The organism is Actinosynnema sp. NPDC004786, assembly GCF_053601135.1.
Genome location: NZ_JBSGBG010000011.1, coordinates 39,102 through 59,039 on the forward strand (window position 1 = coordinate 39,102; position 19,938 = coordinate 59,039).

Annotated in this window: 21 protein-coding genes; 12 read left to right on the forward strand and 9 right to left on the reverse strand. The window is 73.1% G+C overall.

The genetic code is table 11. The features are described from left to right. Nucleotides 1-28: 28 nt before the first annotated feature. The 3 genes from ACWEFJ_RS11830 to ACWEFJ_RS11840 all read left to right on the forward strand — a co-directional run bounded on the left by ACWEFJ_RS11830 (nucleotide 29) and on the right by ACWEFJ_RS11840 (nucleotide 2,710). Entirely contained in the window at nucleotides 29-1,132 is a 1,104-nt protein-coding gene (locus ACWEFJ_RS11830) for a LacI family DNA-binding transcriptional regulator (protein WP_378089046.1), read from the forward strand. A 402-nt stretch (nucleotides 1,133-1,534) separates the two neighbouring features. Further along, complete coding sequence (locus ACWEFJ_RS11835) at nucleotides 1,535-1,663, forward strand: hypothetical protein (RefSeq protein WP_449713748.1); 129 nt, start codon at nucleotides 1,535-1,537, stop codon at nucleotides 1,661-1,663. Nucleotides 1,664-1,708: 45 nt separating this feature from the next. Then, nucleotides 1,709-2,710: an LLM class flavin-dependent oxidoreductase gene (locus ACWEFJ_RS11840; RefSeq protein WP_378089047.1), complete on the forward strand. Its 1,002-nt coding sequence runs from the start codon at nucleotides 1,709-1,711 to the stop codon at nucleotides 2,708-2,710. Between the two features lie 4 nt (nucleotides 2,711-2,714). On the opposite strand, the gene ACWEFJ_RS11845 is transcribed toward ACWEFJ_RS11840, so the two are convergent. Next, the gene (locus tag ACWEFJ_RS11845; protein ID WP_449713749.1) at nucleotides 2,715-3,368 is read right to left on the reverse strand and encodes a hypothetical protein; all 654 of its coding nucleotides are present in this window, start codon (nucleotides 3,366-3,368) and stop codon (nucleotides 2,715-2,717) included. 138 nt (nucleotides 3,369-3,506) lie between these two features. On the opposite strand from ACWEFJ_RS11845, the gene ACWEFJ_RS11850 reads away from it, so the two are divergent. The 3 genes from ACWEFJ_RS11850 to ACWEFJ_RS11860 are packed head-to-tail and all read left to right on the forward strand — an operon-like array spanning nucleotide 3,507 to nucleotide 5,411. Beyond that, nucleotides 3,507-3,998, forward strand: coding sequence for a beta-class carbonic anhydrase (locus tag ACWEFJ_RS11850; RefSeq protein ID WP_449713750.1), 492 nt, complete (start codon nucleotides 3,507-3,509; stop codon nucleotides 3,996-3,998). Nucleotides 3,999-4,042: 44 nt separating this feature from the next. Next, nucleotides 4,043-4,912: an A/G-specific adenine glycosylase gene (locus tag ACWEFJ_RS11855; protein ID WP_449713751.1), complete on the forward strand. Its 870-nt coding sequence runs from the start codon at nucleotides 4,043-4,045 to the stop codon at nucleotides 4,910-4,912. Between the two features lies 1 nt (nucleotide 4,913). Beyond that, nucleotides 4,914-5,411 (forward strand): 2'-5' RNA ligase family protein, encoded by a 498-nt coding sequence (locus ACWEFJ_RS11860; RefSeq protein WP_378089056.1) that lies wholly within the window; start codon nucleotides 4,914-4,916, stop codon nucleotides 5,409-5,411. Here the strand turns inward: ACWEFJ_RS11860 and ACWEFJ_RS11865 are convergent. Beyond that, nucleotides 5,360-6,106: an alpha/beta fold hydrolase gene (locus ACWEFJ_RS11865; RefSeq protein WP_449713752.1), complete on the reverse strand. Its 747-nt coding sequence runs from the start codon at nucleotides 6,104-6,106 to the stop codon at nucleotides 5,360-5,362. The two genes, ACWEFJ_RS11860 and ACWEFJ_RS11865, sit on opposite strands and share 52 nt — an antisense overlap. A 17-nt stretch (nucleotides 6,107-6,123) precedes the next feature. On the opposite strand from ACWEFJ_RS11865, the gene ACWEFJ_RS11870 reads away from it, so the two are divergent. From ACWEFJ_RS11870 to ACWEFJ_RS11885, 4 genes are read left to right on the forward strand one after another with little or no spacing between them, the layout of a single operon-like run. Then, nucleotides 6,124-7,596, forward strand: a complete 1,473-nt coding sequence (locus ACWEFJ_RS11870) for a M1 family metallopeptidase (protein ID WP_449713753.1) — start codon at nucleotides 6,124-6,126, stop codon at nucleotides 7,594-7,596. Between the two features lie 40 nt (nucleotides 7,597-7,636). After that, the gene (locus ACWEFJ_RS11875; protein ID WP_378089062.1) at nucleotides 7,637-8,248 is read left to right on the forward strand and encodes a CGNR zinc finger domain-containing protein; all 612 of its coding nucleotides are present in this window, start codon (nucleotides 7,637-7,639) and stop codon (nucleotides 8,246-8,248) included. Between the two features lie 9 nt (nucleotides 8,249-8,257). Then, a complete protein-coding gene (locus tag ACWEFJ_RS11880; protein ID WP_378089064.1) occupies nucleotides 8,258-8,566 on the forward strand; it encodes an antibiotic biosynthesis monooxygenase family protein in 309 nt (102 codons plus the stop codon). A 10-nt stretch (nucleotides 8,567-8,576) separates the two neighbouring features. Beyond that, a complete protein-coding gene (locus tag ACWEFJ_RS11885; protein WP_449713754.1) occupies nucleotides 8,577-9,374 on the forward strand; it encodes an SIR2 family NAD-dependent protein deacylase in 798 nt (265 codons plus the stop codon). On the opposite strand, the gene ACWEFJ_RS11890 is transcribed toward ACWEFJ_RS11885, so the two are convergent. Beyond that, nucleotides 9,346-10,320: an endonuclease/exonuclease/phosphatase family protein gene (locus ACWEFJ_RS11890; protein ID WP_378089068.1), complete on the reverse strand. Its 975-nt coding sequence runs from the start codon at nucleotides 10,318-10,320 to the stop codon at nucleotides 9,346-9,348. The two genes, ACWEFJ_RS11885 and ACWEFJ_RS11890, sit on opposite strands and share 29 nt — an antisense overlap. An 18-nt stretch (nucleotides 10,321-10,338) precedes the next feature. Here ACWEFJ_RS11890 and pcp point away from each other — a divergent pair, with 18 nt between their 5' ends. After that, nucleotides 10,339-10,971 carry a pyroglutamyl-peptidase I gene (gene pcp / locus ACWEFJ_RS11895; RefSeq protein ID WP_378089070.1) on the forward strand — a complete coding sequence of 211 codons (633 nt, stop codon included), beginning with the start codon at nucleotides 10,339-10,341 and terminating at the stop codon, nucleotides 10,969-10,971. 79 nt (nucleotides 10,972-11,050) lie between these two features. Here the strand turns inward: pcp and ACWEFJ_RS11900 are convergent, their stop codons facing one another. Further along, nucleotides 11,051-13,609, reverse strand: a complete 2,559-nt coding sequence (locus ACWEFJ_RS11900) for an ATP-dependent Clp protease ATP-binding subunit (protein WP_378089072.1) — start codon at nucleotides 13,607-13,609, stop codon at nucleotides 11,051-11,053. Nucleotides 13,610-13,959: 350 nt separating this feature from the next. Here ACWEFJ_RS11900 and ACWEFJ_RS11905 point away from each other — a divergent pair, with 350 nt between their 5' ends. Further along, nucleotides 13,960-14,760, forward strand: a complete 801-nt coding sequence (locus ACWEFJ_RS11905) for a (2Fe-2S)-binding protein (RefSeq protein ID WP_378089074.1) — start codon at nucleotides 13,960-13,962, stop codon at nucleotides 14,758-14,760. Between the two features lie 49 nt (nucleotides 14,761-14,809). Here ACWEFJ_RS11905 and ACWEFJ_RS11910 read toward each other — a convergent pair whose 3' ends face one another. From ACWEFJ_RS11910 to lysS, 5 genes are all read right to left on the reverse strand, one after another. Then, entirely contained in the window at nucleotides 14,810-15,604 is a 795-nt protein-coding gene (locus ACWEFJ_RS11910; RefSeq protein ID WP_449713755.1) for an ABC transporter ATP-binding protein, read from the reverse strand. Then, complete coding sequence (locus ACWEFJ_RS11915) at nucleotides 15,601-16,650, reverse strand: FecCD family ABC transporter permease (RefSeq protein ID WP_378095896.1); 1,050 nt, start codon at nucleotides 16,648-16,650, stop codon at nucleotides 15,601-15,603. The genes ACWEFJ_RS11910 and ACWEFJ_RS11915 overlap by 4 nt, the downstream gene beginning before the upstream one ends. After that, nucleotides 16,647-17,636 (reverse strand): FecCD family ABC transporter permease, encoded by a 990-nt coding sequence (locus ACWEFJ_RS11920; RefSeq protein WP_449713756.1) that lies wholly within the window; start codon nucleotides 17,634-17,636, stop codon nucleotides 16,647-16,649. Before ACWEFJ_RS11920 ends, ACWEFJ_RS11915 begins: the two co-directional genes overlap by 4 nt. Nucleotides 17,637-17,904: 268 nt before the next feature. Further along, nucleotides 17,905-18,252: a histone-like nucleoid-structuring protein Lsr2 gene (locus ACWEFJ_RS11925; RefSeq protein WP_053715841.1), complete on the reverse strand. Its 348-nt coding sequence runs from the start codon at nucleotides 18,250-18,252 to the stop codon at nucleotides 17,905-17,907. 114 nt (nucleotides 18,253-18,366) lie between these two features. After that, nucleotides 18,367-19,878, reverse strand: coding sequence for a lysine--tRNA ligase (lysS, locus tag ACWEFJ_RS11930; protein ID WP_449713757.1), 1,512 nt, complete (start codon nucleotides 19,876-19,878; stop codon nucleotides 18,367-18,369). Nucleotides 19,879-19,938 lie beyond the last annotated feature (60 nt).

Here is a 19,938-nt window from a genome sequence, read left to right on the forward strand (position 1 = left end):
ATTGGTTCTGAACCGTTACGGTCACTTCATGGCGCGGTCGATGCATGTGCGACGCCCCGCGACGCTCGCCTCACTGGCGGCGGAGCTGGGTGTTTCCCGGACAACGGTGTCCAACGCGTACAACCGTCCCGACCAGCTCTCGCCGGAGCTGCGACGCCGGGTGTTGGAGACAGCTAGACGACTCGGGTACCCGGGGCCCGACCCGGTGGCCCGTTCCCTGCGGACCAGGAAGGCCGGGGCGGTGGGCCTGCTGCTCACCGAGAACCTGTCCTACGCGTTCCGGGACCCGGCGGCGATCGGGTTCCTGGAGGGGTTGGCGCTCGCGTGCGAGGACGCCGGCACCGGGCTGCTGCTCGTGCCGGCGAACCCGGAGCGCGAGGACGTGGCGGCCGTGCACCGCGCGGGGGTGGACGGTTTCGTCGTGTACTCGGTGCCCGACGACGACCCGCACCTGGCCGCGGTGCTGGAGCGGCCGGTGCCGACGGTCGTGTGCGACCAGCCCGACATCGGCAACGTCGACCGCGTCGGCATCGACGACCAGGCGGCCATGCACGCGCTGGGGCAGCACCTGATCTCGTTGGGACACCGGCGGATCGGCGTGGTGTGCATGCGGCTGGCCCGGGACCGCAACGACGACTTCGTGACGCCGGAACGGCAGCAGGCGGCGCACTTCCACGTGCAGCGGGCCCGGTTGGCGGGGCTCGCGCAGGCGTTCGAGTCGGTCGGCGTCGACTGGGCGACCGTGCCGGTGGCGGAGCGGTTCGACCACACCATGGCGTCCGGCGCGTCGGCGGCGGCGCAGGTGCTGGAGCGCGACCCGCAGATCACCGCCCTGGTGTGCACGTCGGACATACTGGCGCTCGGCGCGATGGGCGAGTTGCAGCGGCGGGGCCTGCGCGTGCCCGCGGACATCACGGTGACCGGGTTCGACGGCATCCGCGAGGCGGAGCAGGCGGGCCTGACCACCGTGCGGCAGCCGGTGCTGGAGAAGGGCCGCGCGGCGGGCAAGCTGCTGCTCGACTCGGCCGAACGCACCCGCCCGCGGGCCGTCACCCTGTCGACCGAACTGGTCCACGGCACCACCGCCGCCGCGCCGCGCGGCACGGCGGAGGAGCGCTGGTTCGGCCCGTGACCGGCCACCCGGCCTGACCGGCCCACCCGCCGCCCGGCCACCCATCCCGCTCGCTGCGCAGGGGTCCCCGCCCAGGGGACCCCTGCTTTTATTCTGCCGGGAGGCGCCGACAACCGGGCCGCCCGAACCGGAGCCTGTGGACAACTCGCCGGTGACGTCCGTGGTGACGCCCGTCGCGGCATCGCGGTCGGCAGAGGCGGGCGGTGCGAGCGGGCCGGTGCAAGCGGCCAGGTGCAAGGGGTCGGTGCAAGCGGCGACCAAGAGCGGGCGGCCAAGGGCAGGCGGGCGGCGGCTGAGGCGGTGGGCGGGGACGGCCCGACGTGAGCGGTCGGGCGAGGCCGGCAGGGGAAGCGGCCCGCCGGGCGCTCGGTCGGCGGAGACGGCCGTGTCCACTGGCACCTCGTGCCCCTCCCGCCCGGCGTCCCCTACGAGGAGCAGCAGACGGCCGTCCTCGACCCCGCCCGCGGCCACCTCGACATCCCCGACGCCGACCTGGCCGACCTCGCGCGCCGGCTCGGCGAACGCCTCTGAGTTCCACCAGGTGGATCACCCCCTCCGGCGAGCGACAATCGGGTCATGCCACCGCTGCGCAAGCTCGGCTTCCTCACCATCGGCCTGTTCGACGAGGCCGACCCGCGCCGCGGGCACGAGGCCACGTTGGACCTCGTCCGGCTCGGCGAACGGCTCGGGTTCGACAGCGCCTGGGTGCGGCACCGGCACCTGCAGCACGGCATCTCCTCCCCCGTCGCGGTGCTCGCCGCCGCGTCGCAGCGCACCACCCGCATCGAACTGGGCACCGCCGTCATCCCGCTCGGCTGGGAGAACCCGCTGCGCCTCGCCGAGGACCTGGCCACCGTCGACGTCCTCTCCGGCGGCCGGCTCAACCCGGGCGTGAGCGTCGGCCCGCCGATGCACTACGACCGGGTCAAGGAGGCGCTGTACCCCGACACCGCGGCCGCCGAGGACTTCGGCTACCGGCGCGCCGAACGGCTCCTCGCCCACCTGCGCGGCGAGCCCGTCACCGACTTCCGCGGCACGGAGGGCATCGAGGTCTTCTCCGACCGCGTCCAGCCGCACTCCCCCGGCCTCGCCGACCGCGTCTGGTACGGCGGCGGCAGCTTCGCGTCCGCCCGGTGGGCCGGCGGGCACGGGCTGAACCTGCTCGTCAGCAGCGTCGTCAAGGCCGAGGGCCGCACGGGCTTCGCGGACATCCAGCGCGACCACATCCGGGCCTTCCGCGCGGCCCACCCCGACGGCGCACGCGCCCGCGTCTCGCAGGGGCTCGTCGTCGTCCCGACCGACTCCGCCACGCCGGCGCAACGCGCCAAGTACCACGCCTACGCCGCGGGCCGGCTGCCGCGCACCGAGACCCCGCAAGGCCCGGCGGGGCTGCTGTTCTCCCCCGACTTCGTCGGCCCGTCCGCCGAGCTCGCCGAACGCCTGCACGAGCACGCCGCGTTCCGCGAGGTGGACGAGGTGGCGTTCGCCCTGCCCTTCACGTTCGAGCAGGAGGACTACGCCCAGATCCTCACCGACATCGCCACCGCGCTCGGCCCGGCGCTCGGGTGGCGGCCGTGACGGCTCACGTCACCCGGAAGACCACCGGGTCGCTCGCCTTGCCGGCCACGGACGCGACGAGCAGGTAGTCGCCCGCGCCGAGCCGGCGGTGCGCCCGGCAGCCCGGCTCGGACGTGCTGCCCGCCCACTCCAGGCTGTAGGCGAACCGCTCGCCCGGCCGCATGACCCGCACCTCGGACCCCTCGGTGGCGAAGCAGTCGTTGCTCGACCACAGCCGCGTCGCGCCGTCCGCGCTCGTCACCACCAGCTCGCGCACGTGCCTGCCGATCTCCTTCGCGCACGGCAGGGGGCCGGTGTTGGACACCACGATCGTGAACCGCACGGGCCGGCCGGCGGGCGTGGACGGCTCGCCCACCTCGGCCGCCACGGCCACCTGCGCGGGGTCGCACGGCGGTGGCGGGCCGGGCGGCGGCGTGGGCGTGACCGGCGCGGGCGGCGGGGTGGTCGGGGAGGTGGACGACGAGGCGACCGCGGACGTCCGCGAGGGCTCGGGCGGGCTGGACCGGGGCAGCGCCCCGACCGGCGCGGGGTCGCCGTGCCCGAGCAGCGCGCCGGCCGCCCACACCGCCGCGACCAGCGCGGCCACGGCCCCGGCGACGGCCACCGCGCGGCGCCGCCAGTACACGGACCTCGGGTGCGGGCCTGTGCGCTGGGTCACGGCCACGAAGGTAGCCCGGTCGGCTGGAATAGTCGGGGAGGCGTCAGTCACCCGATCCGGTGGACGTGAGGTTCACCCCGATCGCCTTGCCGGCCCGCGGGAGCCGCGTTCCAATCCCGGTGACCACGGAGGTGTGCGATGACCGCGATCGACGAGCTGCTGCGCCGCAATGCCGAGCTGGGCAACGTCGTGCCCGGCGACCGGTCGTCGCCCAGGCCCTCGATGCAGGTGGCGATCCTGACCTGCATGGACTCCCGCATCCGGGTGTTCGAGATCTTCGGCCTCAAGCAGGGCGAGGCGCACGTGCTGCGCAACGCGGGCGGCGTCGTCACCGACGACATGATCCGCTCGCTGGCGCTGAGCCAGCGCAAGCTCGGCACCCGCGAGGTGCTGCTGGTGCACCACACCGACTGCGGCCTGCAACTGGTGACCGAGGACGACTTCAAGGACGAGCTGGAACGCGACTCCGGGCTGCGCCCGACGTGGTCGGTGGAGGCGTTCCGCGAGGTGAAGGACAGCGTGCGCGGCTCGATGAACCGGGTCCGCCAGAGCGCCTTCCTGCCGCACCGCGACCACGTGCGGGGCTTCGTCTACGACGTGCACACGGGCGAGCTGACCGAGGTCGTCTGACCCGTCGTGGCCGGCGGACCGGTCGTGGGAGACTGTGCGGCGCCATGAGCCTGGACGCCGAACTCCTCCTCGACTGGTTCGCCGACACCGCCCGCGACCTGCCCTGGCGCCGGCCCGAGTGCACCGCCTGGGGCGTGCTGGTCAGCGAGATCATGCTGCAGCAGACCCCGGTGGCCCGGGTCGAGCCCGTCTGGCAGGAGTGGCTGGCCCGCTGGCCGACGCCGTCGGCGATGGCGCGGGCGAGCCAGGGCGAGGTGCTGCGCGCCTGGGGCAAGCTCGGCTACCCGCGCCGCGCCCTGCGGCTGCACGCCGCCGCCCAGGCCATCGCCGAGCACCACGGCGACGTCGTGCCGGACGACGTGGACACGCTGCTCGCGCTGCCCGGCATCGGCGCCTACACGGCTCGGGCGGTCGCGGCGTTCGCGTACGGCCGCAGGTGCCCGGTGGTCGACACGAACGTGCGACGGGTGGTGGCGCGGGCCGTGCACGGCGCGGGCGACGCGGGCCCGCCGTCCACCACCAAGGACCTCCGGGACGTCGAAGCGCTCCTGCCCGACGAGGACGCCGCCACCTACTCCGCCGCGCTGATGGAGCTGGGCGCGCTGGTCTGCACGGCCCGCGCCCCGAAGTGCGCCGACTGCCCGGTGTTCGCCGCGTGCGCGTGGCAGCTCAACGGGCGGCCCGCCTACGACGGCCCGGCGAAGGCCGTGCAGAAGTTCGCGGGCACCGACCGGCAGGTGCGCGGCCTGCTGCTGGACGTGCTGCGCGGCACGGACGAGCCGGTGGCGAAGTCCCGGCTGGACCTGGTCTGGTCGGACCCGGGCCAGCGGGACCGCTGCCTGCACTCGCTGCTGGTCGACGGCCTGGTCGAGCAGACCCGCGACGGCCTGTTCGCGCTGCCCGGGGAGCACTGACGTGCACGCGCTGGTGGTGTTCTTCGACGCCGAGGCCGAGGACGCCGTGCGCGCGCTGCGACGGCGGATCGGCGCGCGGTCCGAGCTGCCGCCGCACCTGACCTACGCGGCGGCGGGCACGATCGGGCCGAAGGTGCGCGCCGAGCTGCGCGAGGACCTGTCCCGGCTGTGGCTGCCCGACGTGTGGCTGCCCACCCTGGCCGCCACCGGCGGCACGCTCCGGCTCGACGCGGTCGTGGACGGCGAGCTGCTGGCCGTGCACTCGGCCGTGCACGACGTGCTGGCCGGTCGGGTGAAGCACCCGAACAGCAGGCACCTGCCGGGCAGCTGGGTGCCGCACTGCACGCTGCTCGACGGCGGGGACGACGAGATCAGGGCCGCGTTCGCGGCGCTGCACCCGATCACGCCGATCCGCGCCAAGGTCCGCGAGATGGCGATCGTGGACACTCAGACCGGCGGGATCGAGCCGCTCAGGAAAGCCTCCACCGCGCCCCGGTAGACCTCCGGGGCCTCGTCGTGCACGACGTGCCCGGACTCCGGCACGACCAGGTGGAACCCGCCGGTCCGCCGCGCCACCTCGGCCATCTGCCCGGCGCGCAGGCCGCCGCGCCCCGCCTCCACGAGCAGCATCGGGCACCGGATCGCGTCCACGTGGTCCCAGTACGCCCGCTCGCCCCACTCCGAGGCGATCTCGTACAGGTCGGCCAGGTCCGCGATGAGGTGCCAGCCGTCCTCGCGCTCCTCGAACATCTCCTCCACCCGCGGCACGTCCACGACCGTCCGCACGTGCGCCAGGGACTCGAACGCGGCCGGCCACGCGTCGAAGTACCACCGCCACTCGTCGACCGTGCGGCCCCGGTTGTCCGGCGCCACGTCCTCGGCCACGACCGCCCGCACCAGGTCCGGGCGGGTCGCGGCGAGCGCCCACGCGTGCAGCCCGCCCATCGAGTGCCCGATCACCACGGCGGGCGCGAGGTCGTGCCGCTCGATCACCTCGACCGCGTCGGCGACGAAGTCCTCGGTCCGGAACGGCCCGCGCACGGGGTTGCGGCCGTGCCCGCGCGCGTCCGGCGCGACGACCCGCCCGTACCGCTTGAGCCACTGCGCCACCGTCCACCACGTGCTCGCCCGGCTCATCAGGCCGTGGAGCAGCAGGATGCCCTGCCCCGATCCCCCGAACTCCGCAACGCTCATACGTGCATCATGTCGGCATGGCCATCAGCCCGAAGGCGCGCCCGTACCTGATCGTCGTCATCGCGGTGCTGGTGGTGGCGGGTGTCGTGGTGGCGAAGCTGCCGAGGGACGAGCCGGTCGCCGCGCCCACGACGACGGGCTCCACCACGCCGCCGGTGGTCGACGCCGTGGGCGGCGACGGCGCGGGCGACGCGTACTACCCCCAGGACGGCAACACCGGTTACGACGTCACCGCCTACGACGTGTCGGTGACCTACGACCCGGCGACCAGACGCCTGGACGGCGTCGCCCGGATCACCGCCCGGGCCACCGCGGACCTGTCCCGGTTCAACCTCGACCTGTACGCGCTGGAGGTCTCCGACGTGCGGGTGCGGGACCAGGCGGCCGGGCACCGGCAGGAGGGCGACCACGAGCTGGTCGTCACGCCCGCGTCCCCGCCGGCCGCGGGCGAGGAGTTCACCACCACCGTCGTGTACGGCGGCGAGCCGACCCTGTTCGAGGACCGCGCGCTGGGCCGCAGCGGCTGGCAGGTGTCGGCCACCGGCGGCGCGTTCGCGGCCGGCGAGCCGCACTCGGCGACCACCTGGTTCCCGGCCAACGACACCCCGCGCGACAAGGCGTCGTTCGCGCTGACCGCGCGCGTGCCGGAGGGCTGGTCGGTGGTGTCCAACGGTGTCGAGGAGGGCTCCACCACCGAGGCCGGCTGGACGACGTTCCGCTGGGTCGCCGCCCAGCCGATGGCCACCTACCTGACCACGATCGCGATCGACCGGTGGACGGTCGAGCGGTCCGCGCTGCCCGACGGCACCCCGGTGGTGGACGCCTACGCGCCGGGCGCGCTGAACGCCCGCGCGCACCAGCGGCGGCTGCCCGAGGTGCTCGCGTTCCTGGCCGACAGGTTCGGGCCGTACCCGTTCTCCTCGGCGGGCGGGATCTTCCTGGCCGACGACATCGGCTTCTCGCTGGAGACGCAGACCCGGCCGATCTACGCCGCGTGGGCCGACCTCGACACCGTGGTGCACGAGAACGCGCACCAGTGGTTCGGCGACTCGGTGAGCCTGGAGAACTGGGCCGACATCTGCCTGAACGAGTGCTTCGCCTCCTACGCCCAGTGGTTGTGGGCGGAGGCGAAGGACGGCGCGGACCTCGACGCCCGCTACCGGGCCGAGGTCGAGCGGGTCGGCGACCGCGACTCGTACTGGGGCCGCAGGCTCTACGACATGGGCCGCGGGAACGAGTTCCGCGGCGTCTACGACAAGGGGCAGCTCGCGCTGCACGCGCTGCGCCGCCAGGTCGGCGACCCCGCGTTCGACCGGGTGCTCAAGGAGTGGACGGCGGCGCACCGGGACGGCAACGCGTCCTGGCCGGAGTTCGAGGCGCACGTGGAGCGGGTGTCGGGGCAGGACCTCGACGGCTTCTTCGCCGCGTGGTTCCGCGGCGACGGGGTGCCCGCCGACGAGTACCTCTACCCGGGCCCGCTGCGCCGCTAACCCCCTTGGCCGGTTAGCCGGCCTGGCTACAGTGGATCGCATGGCGACGTGGACCAGGACGCTGATCGGCCGCGACGGGCAGCGGTTCCGCTTCGACCCCGGCAGCTTCGCGATGGAACTGCTGGTCAGCGGCGGTCCGGGCGAGCTGCGCGTGTTCGAGGAGCTGCACGCGCCGGCCGACCTGGCGCGGTGGCTGGCCGACTCGCGCCTGGCCGCGACCGCGCCGTTCACGGCCGCGGACGTGCGCGTCACCGAAGCCGAACTGGCCGCCGTCAAAGAGCTGCGGGACGCGTTCTGGCGGGTCGCCCACGCGCTGGCGCACGGCGACGAGCCGCCGCCCGCCGACGTGGAGGTGCTCAACGCCGCCACCGCCGAGACGCCGCGCCCGGTCGTGGACCCCGGCACGCGCGCCCTGACCTGGGCGAAGCCCATCACCGGCACGCAGGCGCTCGGCGCGGCGGCCCGCGACGCGGTCGGGCTGGTGGCCCGCGGCGGCGTGCGCGAGTGCTCGGCCCCCGACTGCCGGCTGCTGTTCCTGGACACCTCGCGGTCCGGCAACCGCCGGTGGTGCTCGATGGAGCGCTGTGGCAACCGGCACAAGGTGCGCCTGCACCGCGCCCGCCACGAGACGGAACCCACCGCGGCGCAGTAACGTCGGGGCATGGCGGTTGTGAAGATCAACGCGATCCACGTGCCCGACGGCTCGGGCCCGGAGCTGGAGAAGCGGTTCGCCGCGCGGCTCGGCGCGGTCGACTCGGAGCCCGGTTTCCTCGGCTTCCAGCTCCTGCGCCCGGTCAAGGGCGACGACCGGTACTTCGTCGTCACCCAGTGGGAGTCCGAGGAGGACTTCCGGAACTGGCTGGGCGGCAGCGCCAAGGAGGCCCACTCGGGCGAGCGCGCCAAGCCCGTCGGCACCGGCTCGGACCTGCTGGAGTTCGAGGTCGTGCTCAGCTCCGCGCCGAAGAAGTGACCCGGCCGGGGTGAGCGGGGAGCTGGACCGCGCAGCGGAGCTGATCGCGTCCGCCGGCGCGCTCCTGGTGTGCGCGGGCGCCGGGATGGGCGTGGACTCCGGCCTGCCCGACTTCCGCGGCACGACCGGCTTCTGGCGGGCCTACCCGCCCTACGCGCGGCTCGGGCTGCGGTTCGAGGAGCTGGCCGACCCGGCGCACTTCGTCGAGGACCCGGCGCTCGCCTGGGGCTTCTACGGGCACCGGCTCGACCTGTACCGGCGCACGACCCCGCACGACGGTTTCCGCGTGCTGCGGGAGTGGGGCGCGCGGGTGTTCACCTCGAACGTGGACGGCCAGTTCCAGCGGGCCGGGTTCACCGACGTGGCGGAGGTGCACGGGTCGATCCACCACCTGCAGTGCGTGGAGCCGTGCACCGACGACGTGTGGCCGGCGGACGACGTCGTGGTGGACGTCGACCCGGAGACCCTGCGCGCCGTCGGGCCGCTGCCGTCGTGCCGCCACTGCGGCGGGCTCGCGCGGCCGAACATCCTCATGTTCGGCGACCGGTCGTGGCTCGGCGGGCCGTCCCAGCGGGCGTTGGACGAGCTGGCGACGTGGCGGCGCGCCCACCGCGACCTGGTCGTGCTGGAGCTGGGCGCCGGTCAGGCGGTGCCCACCGTGCGGCGGCAGGCCGAGCTGGCCGGCGCCGCCTCGGGCGCGCTCATCCGGATCAACCCGCGCGAGCCGGAGGTCCGGCACGGGCGAGGGGTGTCGCTGCCGATGGGCGCGCTGGAGGCGCTCACCGAGCTGGCACGACGAATCGGCTGACGACCGCCCGGTGGTCCGAGCCGGGCACGTCGACCACGGCGAAGTCCTCCACCGGGCACCGCCGGTCCACGAGCACGTGGTCGATGGCCACCGGCGGCGGCCACAGCGCGCCGGCCGCCGGCCACGTCGCCCGCAGACCCGCGCCCACCTCGTCGGCCGCGTCCGCGTAACCGCCGTTCAGCAGCCGGCGCAGGCCCACGTGGTCCAGGGTGGCGTTGAAGTCGCCCGCGAGCACCCGCACCGGCCCGTCCAGGGTCCGCTTCGGCAGGCCCGCCAGGTCGCGCTGCCAGCGCTCCGGCCCGTCGTCCACCACGGGCGGCAGCGGGTGCACCGACACGACCTCCAGGTCCTCGCCGGGCAGGTCGACCAGCGCGCCCGCCTGGCGCAGCGTGCTGGGCGGCGTGAGCGTGCGGGGGAACACCGGGTAGCGGGACGCGATGCCCGAGCCCGAGCCGCCCGGCTCGTCCAGGAAGTGCCGGAACGGCAGCACCTCGGCCAGGCCGGCGCGGTCGAAGTCGCGCACCATCTCCGGCGTCAGCTCCTGCACCGCGAGCACGTCCACGTCGTGCGCCCGCACCGCCGCCACGACCGCCTCCGCCTCGGCCTTGCCGACCAGCAGGTTCGCCGCCATCACGGTGACCTCCCGCCCGACGGCCACCGGCCGCGGGTCCGGGAACGCCCGCGGCACGACCGCCGCCACCAGCACCACCGCGACCAGCGACGTCACCGTGCCGACCGCCCACCGGCGCAGCAGCAGCGCCAGCACGCCCAGCACGACGCCGCCGGCGGTGACGTAGGGGGTGAGGGCGGTCGTGGCGACCATGTGGCGGGTGCCGTCGATCCCGAGGAGCCGGATGAACGCCGCCGGCAGGAACGTGACGGCCGCCACCACCAGCAGGAACGTCACGCTCCTGCGCCTGGTGCGGCGTTCCCGGGTGTCGACCACGCGATCTAGTCTGCCCGAGTGGACGTGTTGCTGACGGGCTTCGAGCCGTTCGACGGCGAGGTCGCCAACCCCTCGTGGGACGCGGTCGCCGCGGTGCGACCGGACGGCTACCGGCTGACCAGGCTGCGCCTGCCGTGCGTGTTCGGGGACTCGGTCACCGCCCTGCGGGAGGCCGTGACCGGCCGCCACTACGACGTCGTCGTGTGCGTGGGCCAGGCGGGCGGCCGGGCCGGCGTCACGCCGGAACGCGTCGCGGTGAACCTGGACGACGCGCGGATCCCGGACAACGCGGGCGCGCAACCGGTCGACCGGCCGGTGGTGCCCGGCGGGCCCGCGGCCTACTTCACCGGGCTGCCGGTGAAGGCGTGCGTGGCCGCGCTGGAGGCCGAGGGCATCCCGGCGTCGGTGTCGCACACGGCCGGGACGTTCGTGTGCAACCACGTGTTCTACGCCCTGATGCACCTGGTCGCGACCGAGCGGCCCGGCGTGCGCGCCGGGTTCGTGCACGTGCCGTACGCCCCGGAGCAGGTCGGGGCGCGCGAGCACCCGAGCCTGCCCGTCGCCACCACGGCCAGGGCGCTGGAGCTGATCGTCCACACGGCGCTGCACACGTCCACCGACCTGCGCACCCCGGCCGGCGCCCTGCACTGACCGGTCCCCCCGGCGCACGACAGCGCCCCCCGGGCGAACCCGGGGGGCGCTGTCACGTCGCCGGCGCGTCGGTCAGGGGTCACGCGGACTCGGAGTCCGCCTCACCGCCCGAGTCGCCACCGGAGGCCGCGAGGTCGACCGGCGGGGCGTCCGGCACCCGCATCGGCTTGGCCTCGCCGCGGAACACGAAGTGCGCCTTGTCGTCGGCCTCGGACTCGCCGTCCCAGCCCTCGACGTCGGTGATGATGATCTGGCCGGGCTGGATCTCCCCGAACAGGATCTTCTCCGACAGCTGGTCCTCGATCTCCCGCTGGATCGTGCGGCGCAGCGGCCGGGCGCCCAGCACGGGGTCGAACCCGCGCTTGGCCAGCAGCTTCTTCGCGCGATCCGTCAGCTCGATCGCCATGTCCTTGTTCTTCAACTGCTGCTCGACGCGGGCGATCATCAGGTCCACCATCTTGATGATCTCGTCCTGGGTGAGCTGGTGGAAGACGATGATGTCGTCGATGCGGTTGAGGAACTCGGGCCGGAAGTGCTTCTTCAGCTCGTCGTTGACCTTATTCTTCATGCGCTCGTAGTTGGACGCGGTGTCCTGACCCGAGGTGAAGCCGAGGCCGACGGCCTTGCTGATGTCCGACGTGCCCAGGTTGGACGTGAAGATGATGACGGTGTTCTTGAAGTCCACCGTCCGGCCCTGACCGTCGGTCAGGCGGCCGTCCTCCAGCACCTGGAGCAGCGTGTTGTAGACCTCCTGGTGGGCCTTCTCGATCTCGTCGAACAGCACCACGGAGAACGGCTTGCGGCGCACCTTCTCGGTGAGCTGCCCGCCCTCCTCGTAACCGACGTAACCGGGAGGCGCGCCGAACAGGCGCGACGCGGTGTAGCGGTCGTGGAACTCGCCCATGTCGATCTGGATGAGGGCGTCGTCCTCGCCGAACAGGAAGTTCGCCAGCGCCTTGGACAGCTCGGTCTTGCCGACGCCGGACGGGCCGGCGAAGATGAACGAGCCGGAAGGCCGCTTCGGGTCCTTCAGGCCGGCCCGCGTGCGGCGGATCGCCTGCGACACGGCCTTGACCGCGTCGACCTGGCCGATGATCCGCTTGTGCAGCTCGTCCTCCATGCGGAGCAGACGCGTGGTCTCCTCCTCGGTGAGCTTGAACACGGGGATGCCGGTCCAGTTCGCCAGCACCTCGGCGATCTGCTCGTCGTCCACCTCGGCGACGACGTCGAGGTCGCCGTCCTTCCACTGCTTCTCCCGCTCGGCCTTCTGGCCGAGCAGCGTCTTCTCCTGGTCGCGGAGCTTCGCGGCGCGCTCGAAGTCCTGCGCGTCGATCGCCGACTCCTTGTCCCGGCGCACGTCGGCGATCTTCTCGTCGAACTCGCGCAGGTCCGGCGGCGCGGTCATCCGGCGGATGCGCATCCGCGCGCCGGCCTCGTCGATCAGGTCGATCGCCTTGTCCGGCAGGAACCGGTCGTTGATGTAGCGGTCGGCCAGCGTGGCGGCCGCGACCAGCGCCGAGTCGGTGATCGAGACGCGGTGGTGCGCCTCGTACCGGTCGCGCAGGCCCTTGAGGATCTCGATCGTGTGCTCCAGCGACGGCTCGCCGACCTGGATCGGCTGGAACCGGCGCTCCAGGGCGGGGTCCTTCTCGACGTACTTGCGGTACTCGTCGAGCGTGGTCGCGCCGATGGTCTGGAGCTCGCCGCGGGCCAGCATGGGCTTGAGGATCGACGCGGCGTCGATCGCGCCCTCGGCCGCGCCGGCGCCGACCAGGGTGTGGATCTCGTCGATGAACAGGATGATGTCGCCGCGCGTGCGGATCTCCTTGAGCACCTTCTTCAGGCGCTCCTCGAAGTCACCGCGGTAGCGGGAGCCCGCGACCAGCGACCCCAGGTCCAGCGTGTAGAGCTGCTTGTCCTTCAGCGTCTCGGGCACCTCGCCCTTGACCACCATCTGGGCCAAGCCCTCCACCACGGCGGTCTTGCCCACGCCGGGCTCGCCGATCAGGACCGGGTTGTTCTTGGTGCGGCGGGACAGCACCTGCATGACCCGCTCGATCTCCTTGGTGCGCCCGATCACCGGGTCGAGCTTGCCCTCCCGCGCGCTGGCGGTCAGGTTGCGCCCGAACTGGTCGAGGACCAGGGACGAGGACGGGGTGCCCTCACCGCGGCCGCCGGACTCGGCCGGCTCCTTGCCGGTGGAGTAGCCGGACAGGAGCTGGAGGACCTGCTGGCGCACCCGGTTGAGGTCCGCGCCCAGCTTGACCAGCACCTGCGCGGCGACGCCCTCGCCCTCGCGGATCAGGCCGAGCAGGATGTGCTCCGTGCCGATGTAGTTGTGCCCCAGCTGCAGCGCCTCGCGCAGCGACAGCTCGAGCACCTTCTTGGCGCGCGGGGTGAAGGGGATGTGGCCGGACGGGGCCTGCTGACCCTGGCCGATGATCTCTTCGACCTGCTGGCGGACGCCCTCCAGCGCGATCCCCAACGACTCCAGCGCCTTGGCGGCGACACCTTCACCCTCGTGGATCAACCCCAGGAGGATGTGCTCGGTGCCGATGTAGTTGTGGTTGAGCATCCGGGCCTCTTCCTGGGCCAGGACAACCACCCGCCTCGCGCGGTCGGTGAACCTTTCGAACATTCGCACTCCCTGACTGCTGCGCCGGCGGTCCTCGGGCTCACCACTGGCTGACCGTCTGGCCGACCGTGGAGAGCGCGGCACCGTGGGACCACTGTAGTCGTCAGCCCCGACACTCTCAGTTCCCGATCGCAGGCAGCCGTCTTCGGGGATCTCTGACATCGGTACCAACGCGTGATCTGCCTGGCAGATTCCACGGATCGGGTGTTGTCCGCTGAGCGCGAACATTCAGCCGTTCGGCGACACCGGTGGTGACCGGGGTCACCACCGGGGTGCAAGTTAGGTGAACCTCGGTAAGGTTAGGCAAGCCTCAACCCGCTCGACTCATTCGACCCGACGAGGACCTTCTGGACATGACCGTACCGGTGACGACCACCCGATGCGACGTGACGACGCCCGTCGCGCGGTCCCTGGCCGAGGTCACCGTGTACGAGGGGTTCGACCTGCGGTTCGGCCTGCCCGCCGAGCGGGGCGACTGGGTGCGGTGCTCGGAGTTCACCGACGAGCCGGAGCGGTTCGACGCGTGGCGCAAGGCGCTGGCGGAGTGGCTGCGCGAGCAGCACGGCGAGGCGCCCGACCGCACCACCGCCGGGTACGTCATGAGCTGGTACCTCAACGTGGTCGGGCTGCTGGGCGGGCTGCTGTTCCACACCGCGCGGCGGGTGCCGTCGCTGCGGCCCGCCGACGTGGCGATCAAGGTGGCCGCGGAGGGCAGGCCGCACACGGTCGGGGTGGCGTTGCTGAGCGAGGAGTTCGCGTGCCTGCCCGACGACCCGGCGGGCGACCACCCGGCGGCGACCGTGGTGGCCGACGAGACCGCGTTGGCGGCGTTGCTGCGGGCCCGGTTCGCGGCGCACAGCGCGCGCTTCGTGGGCGCGTTCGGGCCGACCGTGCGGCTGGGGCGGCGGATGCTGTGGGCGGCGGCCACGGACGCGCTGGACAGCGCGGCGTGGACGGCGGGCCGGGTGTGCGGCGACGAGACGGCGGGCGTGGTGGACGCGGCGCTGCTGCTGCCGGCCAAGCTGGACCCGTTCACCTCGGCGTCCACCCTGCGCGCGACCGGGACGGGGTGGACCCGGCGGCGGGAGAGCTGCTGCTTCCACTTCGTGCTGCCGAACGCCGAACCCTGCTCCACCTGCCCGCGCGTCTGCTGACCACCCTGCGTGTCGAACCCCGGGTCCCGGGATTCGACACGCGCGGCGGTCAGCGGTGGCGGTGGCCGATCGGGATCACCAGAGGGGTGCCGGAGACCGGGTCGGGGACGACGCGGGCGTCCAGGCCGAACACCTCCAGCAGGTTCGGCTCGGTCAGCACCTCCGCCGGCGGGCCGGCGACCACGATCCGGCCGTCCTTCATCGCGACCAGGCGGTCGGCGTAGCGGGCGGCCAGGTTCAGGTCGTGCAGCACCATCACCACGGTCCGGCCGTGGTCGCGGTGCAGCCGGTGCACCAGGTCCAGCACGTCGATCTGGTGCGCGAGGTCCAGGTACGTGGTCGGCTCGTCCAGCAGCAGCAGGTCGGTGCCCTGCGCCAGCGCCATCGAGATCCACGCCCGCTGCCGCTGCCCGCCCGACAGCTCGTCCACGGTCCGGTCGGCCAGCCCGGCCATGCCGGTCAGCTCCAGCGCCGACGCCACCGCCGCCTCGTCCTCCGGCGACCACTGCCGGTACCACGCCTGGTGCGGGTGCCGGCCGCGCGCCACCAGCTCCGCCACGGTCAGCCCCTCGGGGGCCTGCGGCGACTGCGGCAGCATCGCCAGCGCCTTCGCCACCTCGCGGGTGGGCGTCCGGTCGATCCGCTTGCCGTCCAGCAGCACCGCGCCGGACCGGGCGGGCAGCAGCCGGCCCAGGGCGCGCAGCAGCGTGGACTTGCCGCACCCGTTGGGCCCGATCACCGCCGTCACCGAACCGGACAGCACGTCCAGGTCCAGCGACGACACCACCAGCCGCTCCCCGTACCCGACGGACAGCGACTGCGCCCGCAGTCGAACAGCGGTCATACCCGTGCCTCCCGGCGACTCCGGACGAGCAGGTACATCAGGTAGGGCGCGCCGAGCACCGCGGTCACCACGCCGACCGGCAGCTCGAACCCGCCGAACGCCAGCCGCGCGACCAGGTCCGACACCACCACCAACAGGCCGCCGACCACGGCCGACCCGAGCAGCGGCGGCGTCGCCGTGCCGGCCAGCCGCAGCGCGATCTGCGGCGACGCCAGCGCCACGAACGCCACCGGCCCGGCGGCGGCCGTCGCCACGGCGGCCAGCGCGACCGCGATGAGCAGCATCACGCTGCGCGCGCCGTTGAGCCGGACCCCGAGCCCGCGCACGGTGTCGTCGTCGAACTGCAGCGCGCCGAGCAGCCGCGCCCCGACCAGCGCCGCCGGGACGAGCACGGCCAGCGCCAACCCGACCGGCACGACGTGCTCCCAGCCGCGCCCGTTCAGGCTGCCGGTGATCCACACCATCACCCGCGCCGCGTCGGTCACGTCGCCCACGGTCAGCAGGTAGTGGGTGAAGTTGCCGGTCACGGCCGACACGCCGATGCCGACGAGCACCAGCCGGAACCCCTCGATGCCCCGCCGCCACGCCAGCCCGTACACCAGCAGGCCCGCGAGCAGCCCGCCGGCCAGGCTCGCCAGCGGCACGCCGACCGTCGCGAGCGTCCCGCCGACCGCGCCCATCGACCCGGCGAACGTGATCACGGTGACCGCGCCGGCGCCCGCTCCCCACGTCACGCCGAGGATGTCCGGGCTCGCCAGCGGGTTGCGGGCGATCGACTGGAACACCGCGCCCGCCACGCCCAGCGCCGCGCCGACGAACACGCCGGTCAACGCCCGGGGCAGGCGCAGGTCGAGCACGATGAACCGCTGGCCGCGCTGCCCGCCGCCGAGCAGCACGTCGAACACCTGCCCGAGCGGGATCGGGAAGTCGCCGCGGGCCACGCTCACCGCGCCCGCCAGCACCACCAGCCCCAGGCCGACGACCACCACGGCGAACGCCCGCCACCGCAGCGGCCCGGACACGGGGCCGAGCCGGAAACCCCTCACAGCTTCACCAGCCTCCGCCGCCGCACCAGGGCGATGAAGAACGGCGCGCCGACCAGGGCCAGCACCACCCCGACCTCCAGTTCCCCCGGTCGGGCGACGACCCGGCCGACCACGTCGGCGACGAGCAGCACGATGGCCCCGATCACCGCGGCGAACGGCAGCAGCCACCGGTAGTCCGGCCCCGTGAGCGCCCGCGCCGCGTGCGGCACCACCAGCCCGAGGAACCCGATCGGCCCGCACACCGCCACCGCGCCGCCCACCAGCAGGGTGGTCGCGGCCACCCCGACGACCCGGGTCAGCACCACCCGCTGCCCCAGCGAGCGCGCCACGTCGTCGCCGAGCGCCAGCGCGTTCAGCCCGGACGCGTTGAACGCCGCCAGCACCAGCCCGAGCAGCAGGAACGGCAGCACCTGCCACAGCAGCCCGAGGTCGCGCCCGGACACCGCGCCGACCTGCCAGAACCGGAACGCGTCCAGGCTCTGCCGGTCGAGCAGCACCAGCGCCGACACCAGGCCGTGCATGAGCGCGGTGACCGCCGCGCCGGCCAGCGCCAACGTGACCGGCGTCGGCCCGGAGCGCCCCGAGCCGAGCAGGAAGACCACGACGCTGGCCACGAGCGCGCCCGCGAACGCGAACCACACGTACCCGTAGAGGCTGGTCACGCCGAGCGTGAAGATCGACAGGACGACGGCGAACGCGGCGCCCTGCGTCACGCCCAGGATGCCCGGGTCGGCCAGCGGGTTGCGGGTGTGCCCCTGCATCAGCGCGCCGCCGACGCCCAGCGCCACGCCGACCGCGATGCCGAGGAGCGTGCGCGGCACCCGCAGCTCGCGCACCACGAGGTCGTTCTCCAGCCCCGTGGGCGAGGTCAGCGCGTGCCAGACGTCGGCGAGCGGCACGTCCTTCGCGCCGATGGCCACGCTGGCGAGCGCGACCAGGACCAGGAGCCCGACCAGCAGGGCGAGGCGGGTGCTGCGGAGGGCCAACGCTCCAGCTCCTCCCACGGCGACCCGGACCTTCGGTGAGGTAAGCCTAACCGAACACGGTCCGAGCACCGCCGGGCACGCTCCGTGCCGCCGAACGGCCGAGCGGGGGCCGGCCCGTCGGCACGGGCGCGCCGCGCCGGGACGGCCGATCGAATTCGATCTTCCCGTGCCGCGGCCGGGCGGAAAACACCGAGGGGCGCCGGATCAAATCTGGCGCCCCTTCGTCGATTGACGTAATTGCGGTGCCCCGCGTCACGTCACACCGGCGTCAGCCCTGCTGGTGGTACGCCTCCAGCACCTCGGCCGGGATGCGCCCGCGGTCGGACACCTTCATCCCCTGCTTGCGCGCCCACTCCCGAATGGCCTGGTTCTGCTCGCGATCCGCCGAAGCCGGACGAGCCGCCTTCACACCGGCCGGACGACCCGGGCCGCGCTTGCGGCCGCCCGCCTTGCGGGCACTGGCGACGAAGTCGGCGAGAGCGTCGCGGAGCCGACCCGCATTGCTCGCGGAAAGGTCGATCTCGTAGGACACGCCGTCCAAACCGAAGCCGACCGTCTCCTCCGCCTTCCCACCGTCCAGGTCATCGACCAGGGTCACGGTGACCTTCTGCGCCATGCGTATCCTCCTGGACTCGAATGCGCGGTGTTCCCCGACCGCGACCTAAAGCATTGGCGAGTGCAGGTTAGCGCACAACTCCTGGAATGCGCTCCCCGGAGTCCGAGAAGTTACTCATTCCGGGCGCACGAGGGGGAACAGGATCGTCTCCCGGATACCGAGACCCGTGAGCGCCATCAGCAGCCGGTCGATGCCCATTCCGACGCCACCGGTCGGTGGCATTCCGTACTCCAGTGATCGCAGAAAGTCTTCGTCGACCGGCATGGCCTCGACGTCGCCGCCGGCCGCCAGTCGGGCCTGGGCTTCCAGCCGCTCGCGCTCGACCACGGGGTCCACCAGTTCCGAGTATCCCGTGGCCAACTCGAATCCGCGCACGTAGAGGTCCCACTTTTCGGCCACGCCCGGCCGGGTGCGGTGCTGGCGGGTGAGCGGCGAGGTCTCCACCGGGAAATCACGCACAAAGGTGGGCGCGTACAGGGTGTCGCCGACCAGGTGCTCCCACAGCTCCTCGACCAGCTTGCCGTGGCCGAGCTTCGGGTCGGTCTCCACCCCGTGCTTGTCCGCCAGCTCCCGCAGCCGCTCGGAAGAAGTTTCGGGCGTGACTTCTTCGCCCGCCGCATCGGACAACGAGTCGTACATGCTCAAGGTCGTCCACTCGCCGCCGAGGTCGTACTCGGAACCGTCGGCCAGCGTCACCACGTGCGAACCGGCGACGGCGAGCGCGGCTTCCTGGATCAGCTCCCGGGTCAGCACCGCGTTCGTGTCGTAGGTGGCGTACGCCTCGTAGTACTCCAACATCGAGAACTCGGGCGAATGGGACGAGTCCATGCCCTCGTTGCGGAAGTTGCGGTTGATCTCGAAGACCTTCTCGATACCGCCGACCACGCACCGCTTGAGGTACAGCTCCGGCGCGATGCGCAGGAAGAGGTCGATGTCGAGCGCGTTCGACCGGGTCACGAACGGCCGGGCGCTCGCGCCGCCCTGCAACGTCTGCAACATCGGGGTCTCGACTTCGATGAAACCGCGCCGGTGGAACGACTCCCGCAACGAGCGCACCACCGCGGCCCGGTTGCGCACCGTGTTCCGCGCCTGCTCGCGCAGGATCAGATCCACGTAGCGCTGCCGAATGCGGGTTTCCTCGGCGAGTTCCTTGTGCGCGACCGGCAACGGGCGCAACGCCTTCGCCGTGATCGCCCAGCGGTCCGCCATCACGGACAGTTCGCCGCGGCGGGACGTGATGACCTCGCCGTGCACGAATACGTGGTCGCCCAAGTCGACGTCGGACTTCCATTCGGCCAGCGCCTGCTCGCCCACGCCGTTGAGGCTCAGCATGGCCTGCAGTTCGGTGCCGTCGCCCTCGCGCAGCGTCGCGAAGCACAACTTGCCGGTGTTGCGGATGAACATGACGCGGCCGGTCACACCGACCACCTCGCCGGTCGACGTGTCCGGCTCCAGCCCCTGGTGGGCTTCCCGCACCTCGCGCAACGTGTGCGTGCGGGGCACTTCGACCGGATAGGGATCGACACCGCGTTCCAGCAGTCGCGCCCGCTTCTCCCGGCGGACCCTGAGCTGCTCGGGGAGATCGTCGTCGCTGGTCGCGGAACCGGTCGCTGGCTGCTCACTCACAGCACGAAGGGTACGGAAAGACCGCTCGGGAAATCGAACCGGATCTCACTAGGCTGTGGG

What these genes read in the sequence shown, in the direction of transcription:
- ACWEFJ_RS11830 (WP_378089046.1), top strand. Translation starts at nt 29, where the DNA reads ATGGCGCGGTCGATGCATGTGCGACGCCCCGCGACGCTCGCCTCACTG.
- ACWEFJ_RS11840 (WP_378089047.1), top strand. Translation starts at nt 1,709, where the DNA reads ATGCCACCGCTGCGCAAGCTCGGCTTCCTCACCATCGGCCTGTTCGAC.
- ACWEFJ_RS11850 (WP_449713750.1), top strand. Translation starts at nt 3,507, where the DNA reads ATGACCGCGATCGACGAGCTGCTGCGCCGCAATGCCGAGCTGGGCAAC.
- ACWEFJ_RS11855 (WP_449713751.1), top strand. Translation starts at nt 4,043, where the DNA reads ATGAGCCTGGACGCCGAACTCCTCCTCGACTGGTTCGCCGACACCGCC.
- ACWEFJ_RS11865 (WP_449713752.1), bottom strand. Translation starts at nt 6,106, where the DNA reads ATGAGCGTTGCGGAGTTCGGGGGATCGGGGCAGGGCATCCTGCTGCTC.
- ACWEFJ_RS11870 (WP_449713753.1), top strand. Translation starts at nt 6,124, where the DNA reads ATGGCCATCAGCCCGAAGGCGCGCCCGTACCTGATCGTCGTCATCGCG.
- ACWEFJ_RS11875 (WP_378089062.1), top strand. Translation starts at nt 7,637, where the DNA reads ATGGCGACGTGGACCAGGACGCTGATCGGCCGCGACGGGCAGCGGTTC.
- ACWEFJ_RS11880 (WP_378089064.1), top strand. Translation starts at nt 8,258, where the DNA reads ATGGCGGTTGTGAAGATCAACGCGATCCACGTGCCCGACGGCTCGGGC.
- ACWEFJ_RS11900 (WP_378089072.1), bottom strand. Translation starts at nt 13,609, where the DNA reads ATGTTCGAAAGGTTCACCGACCGCGCGAGGCGGGTGGTTGTCCTGGCC.
- ACWEFJ_RS11905 (WP_378089074.1), top strand. Translation starts at nt 13,960, where the DNA reads ATGACCGTACCGGTGACGACCACCCGATGCGACGTGACGACGCCCGTC.
- ACWEFJ_RS11910 (WP_449713755.1), bottom strand. Translation starts at nt 15,604, where the DNA reads ATGACCGCTGTTCGACTGCGGGCGCAGTCGCTGTCCGTCGGGTACGGG.
- ACWEFJ_RS11925 (WP_053715841.1), bottom strand. Translation starts at nt 18,252, where the DNA reads ATGGCGCAGAAGGTCACCGTGACCCTGGTCGATGACCTGGACGGTGGG.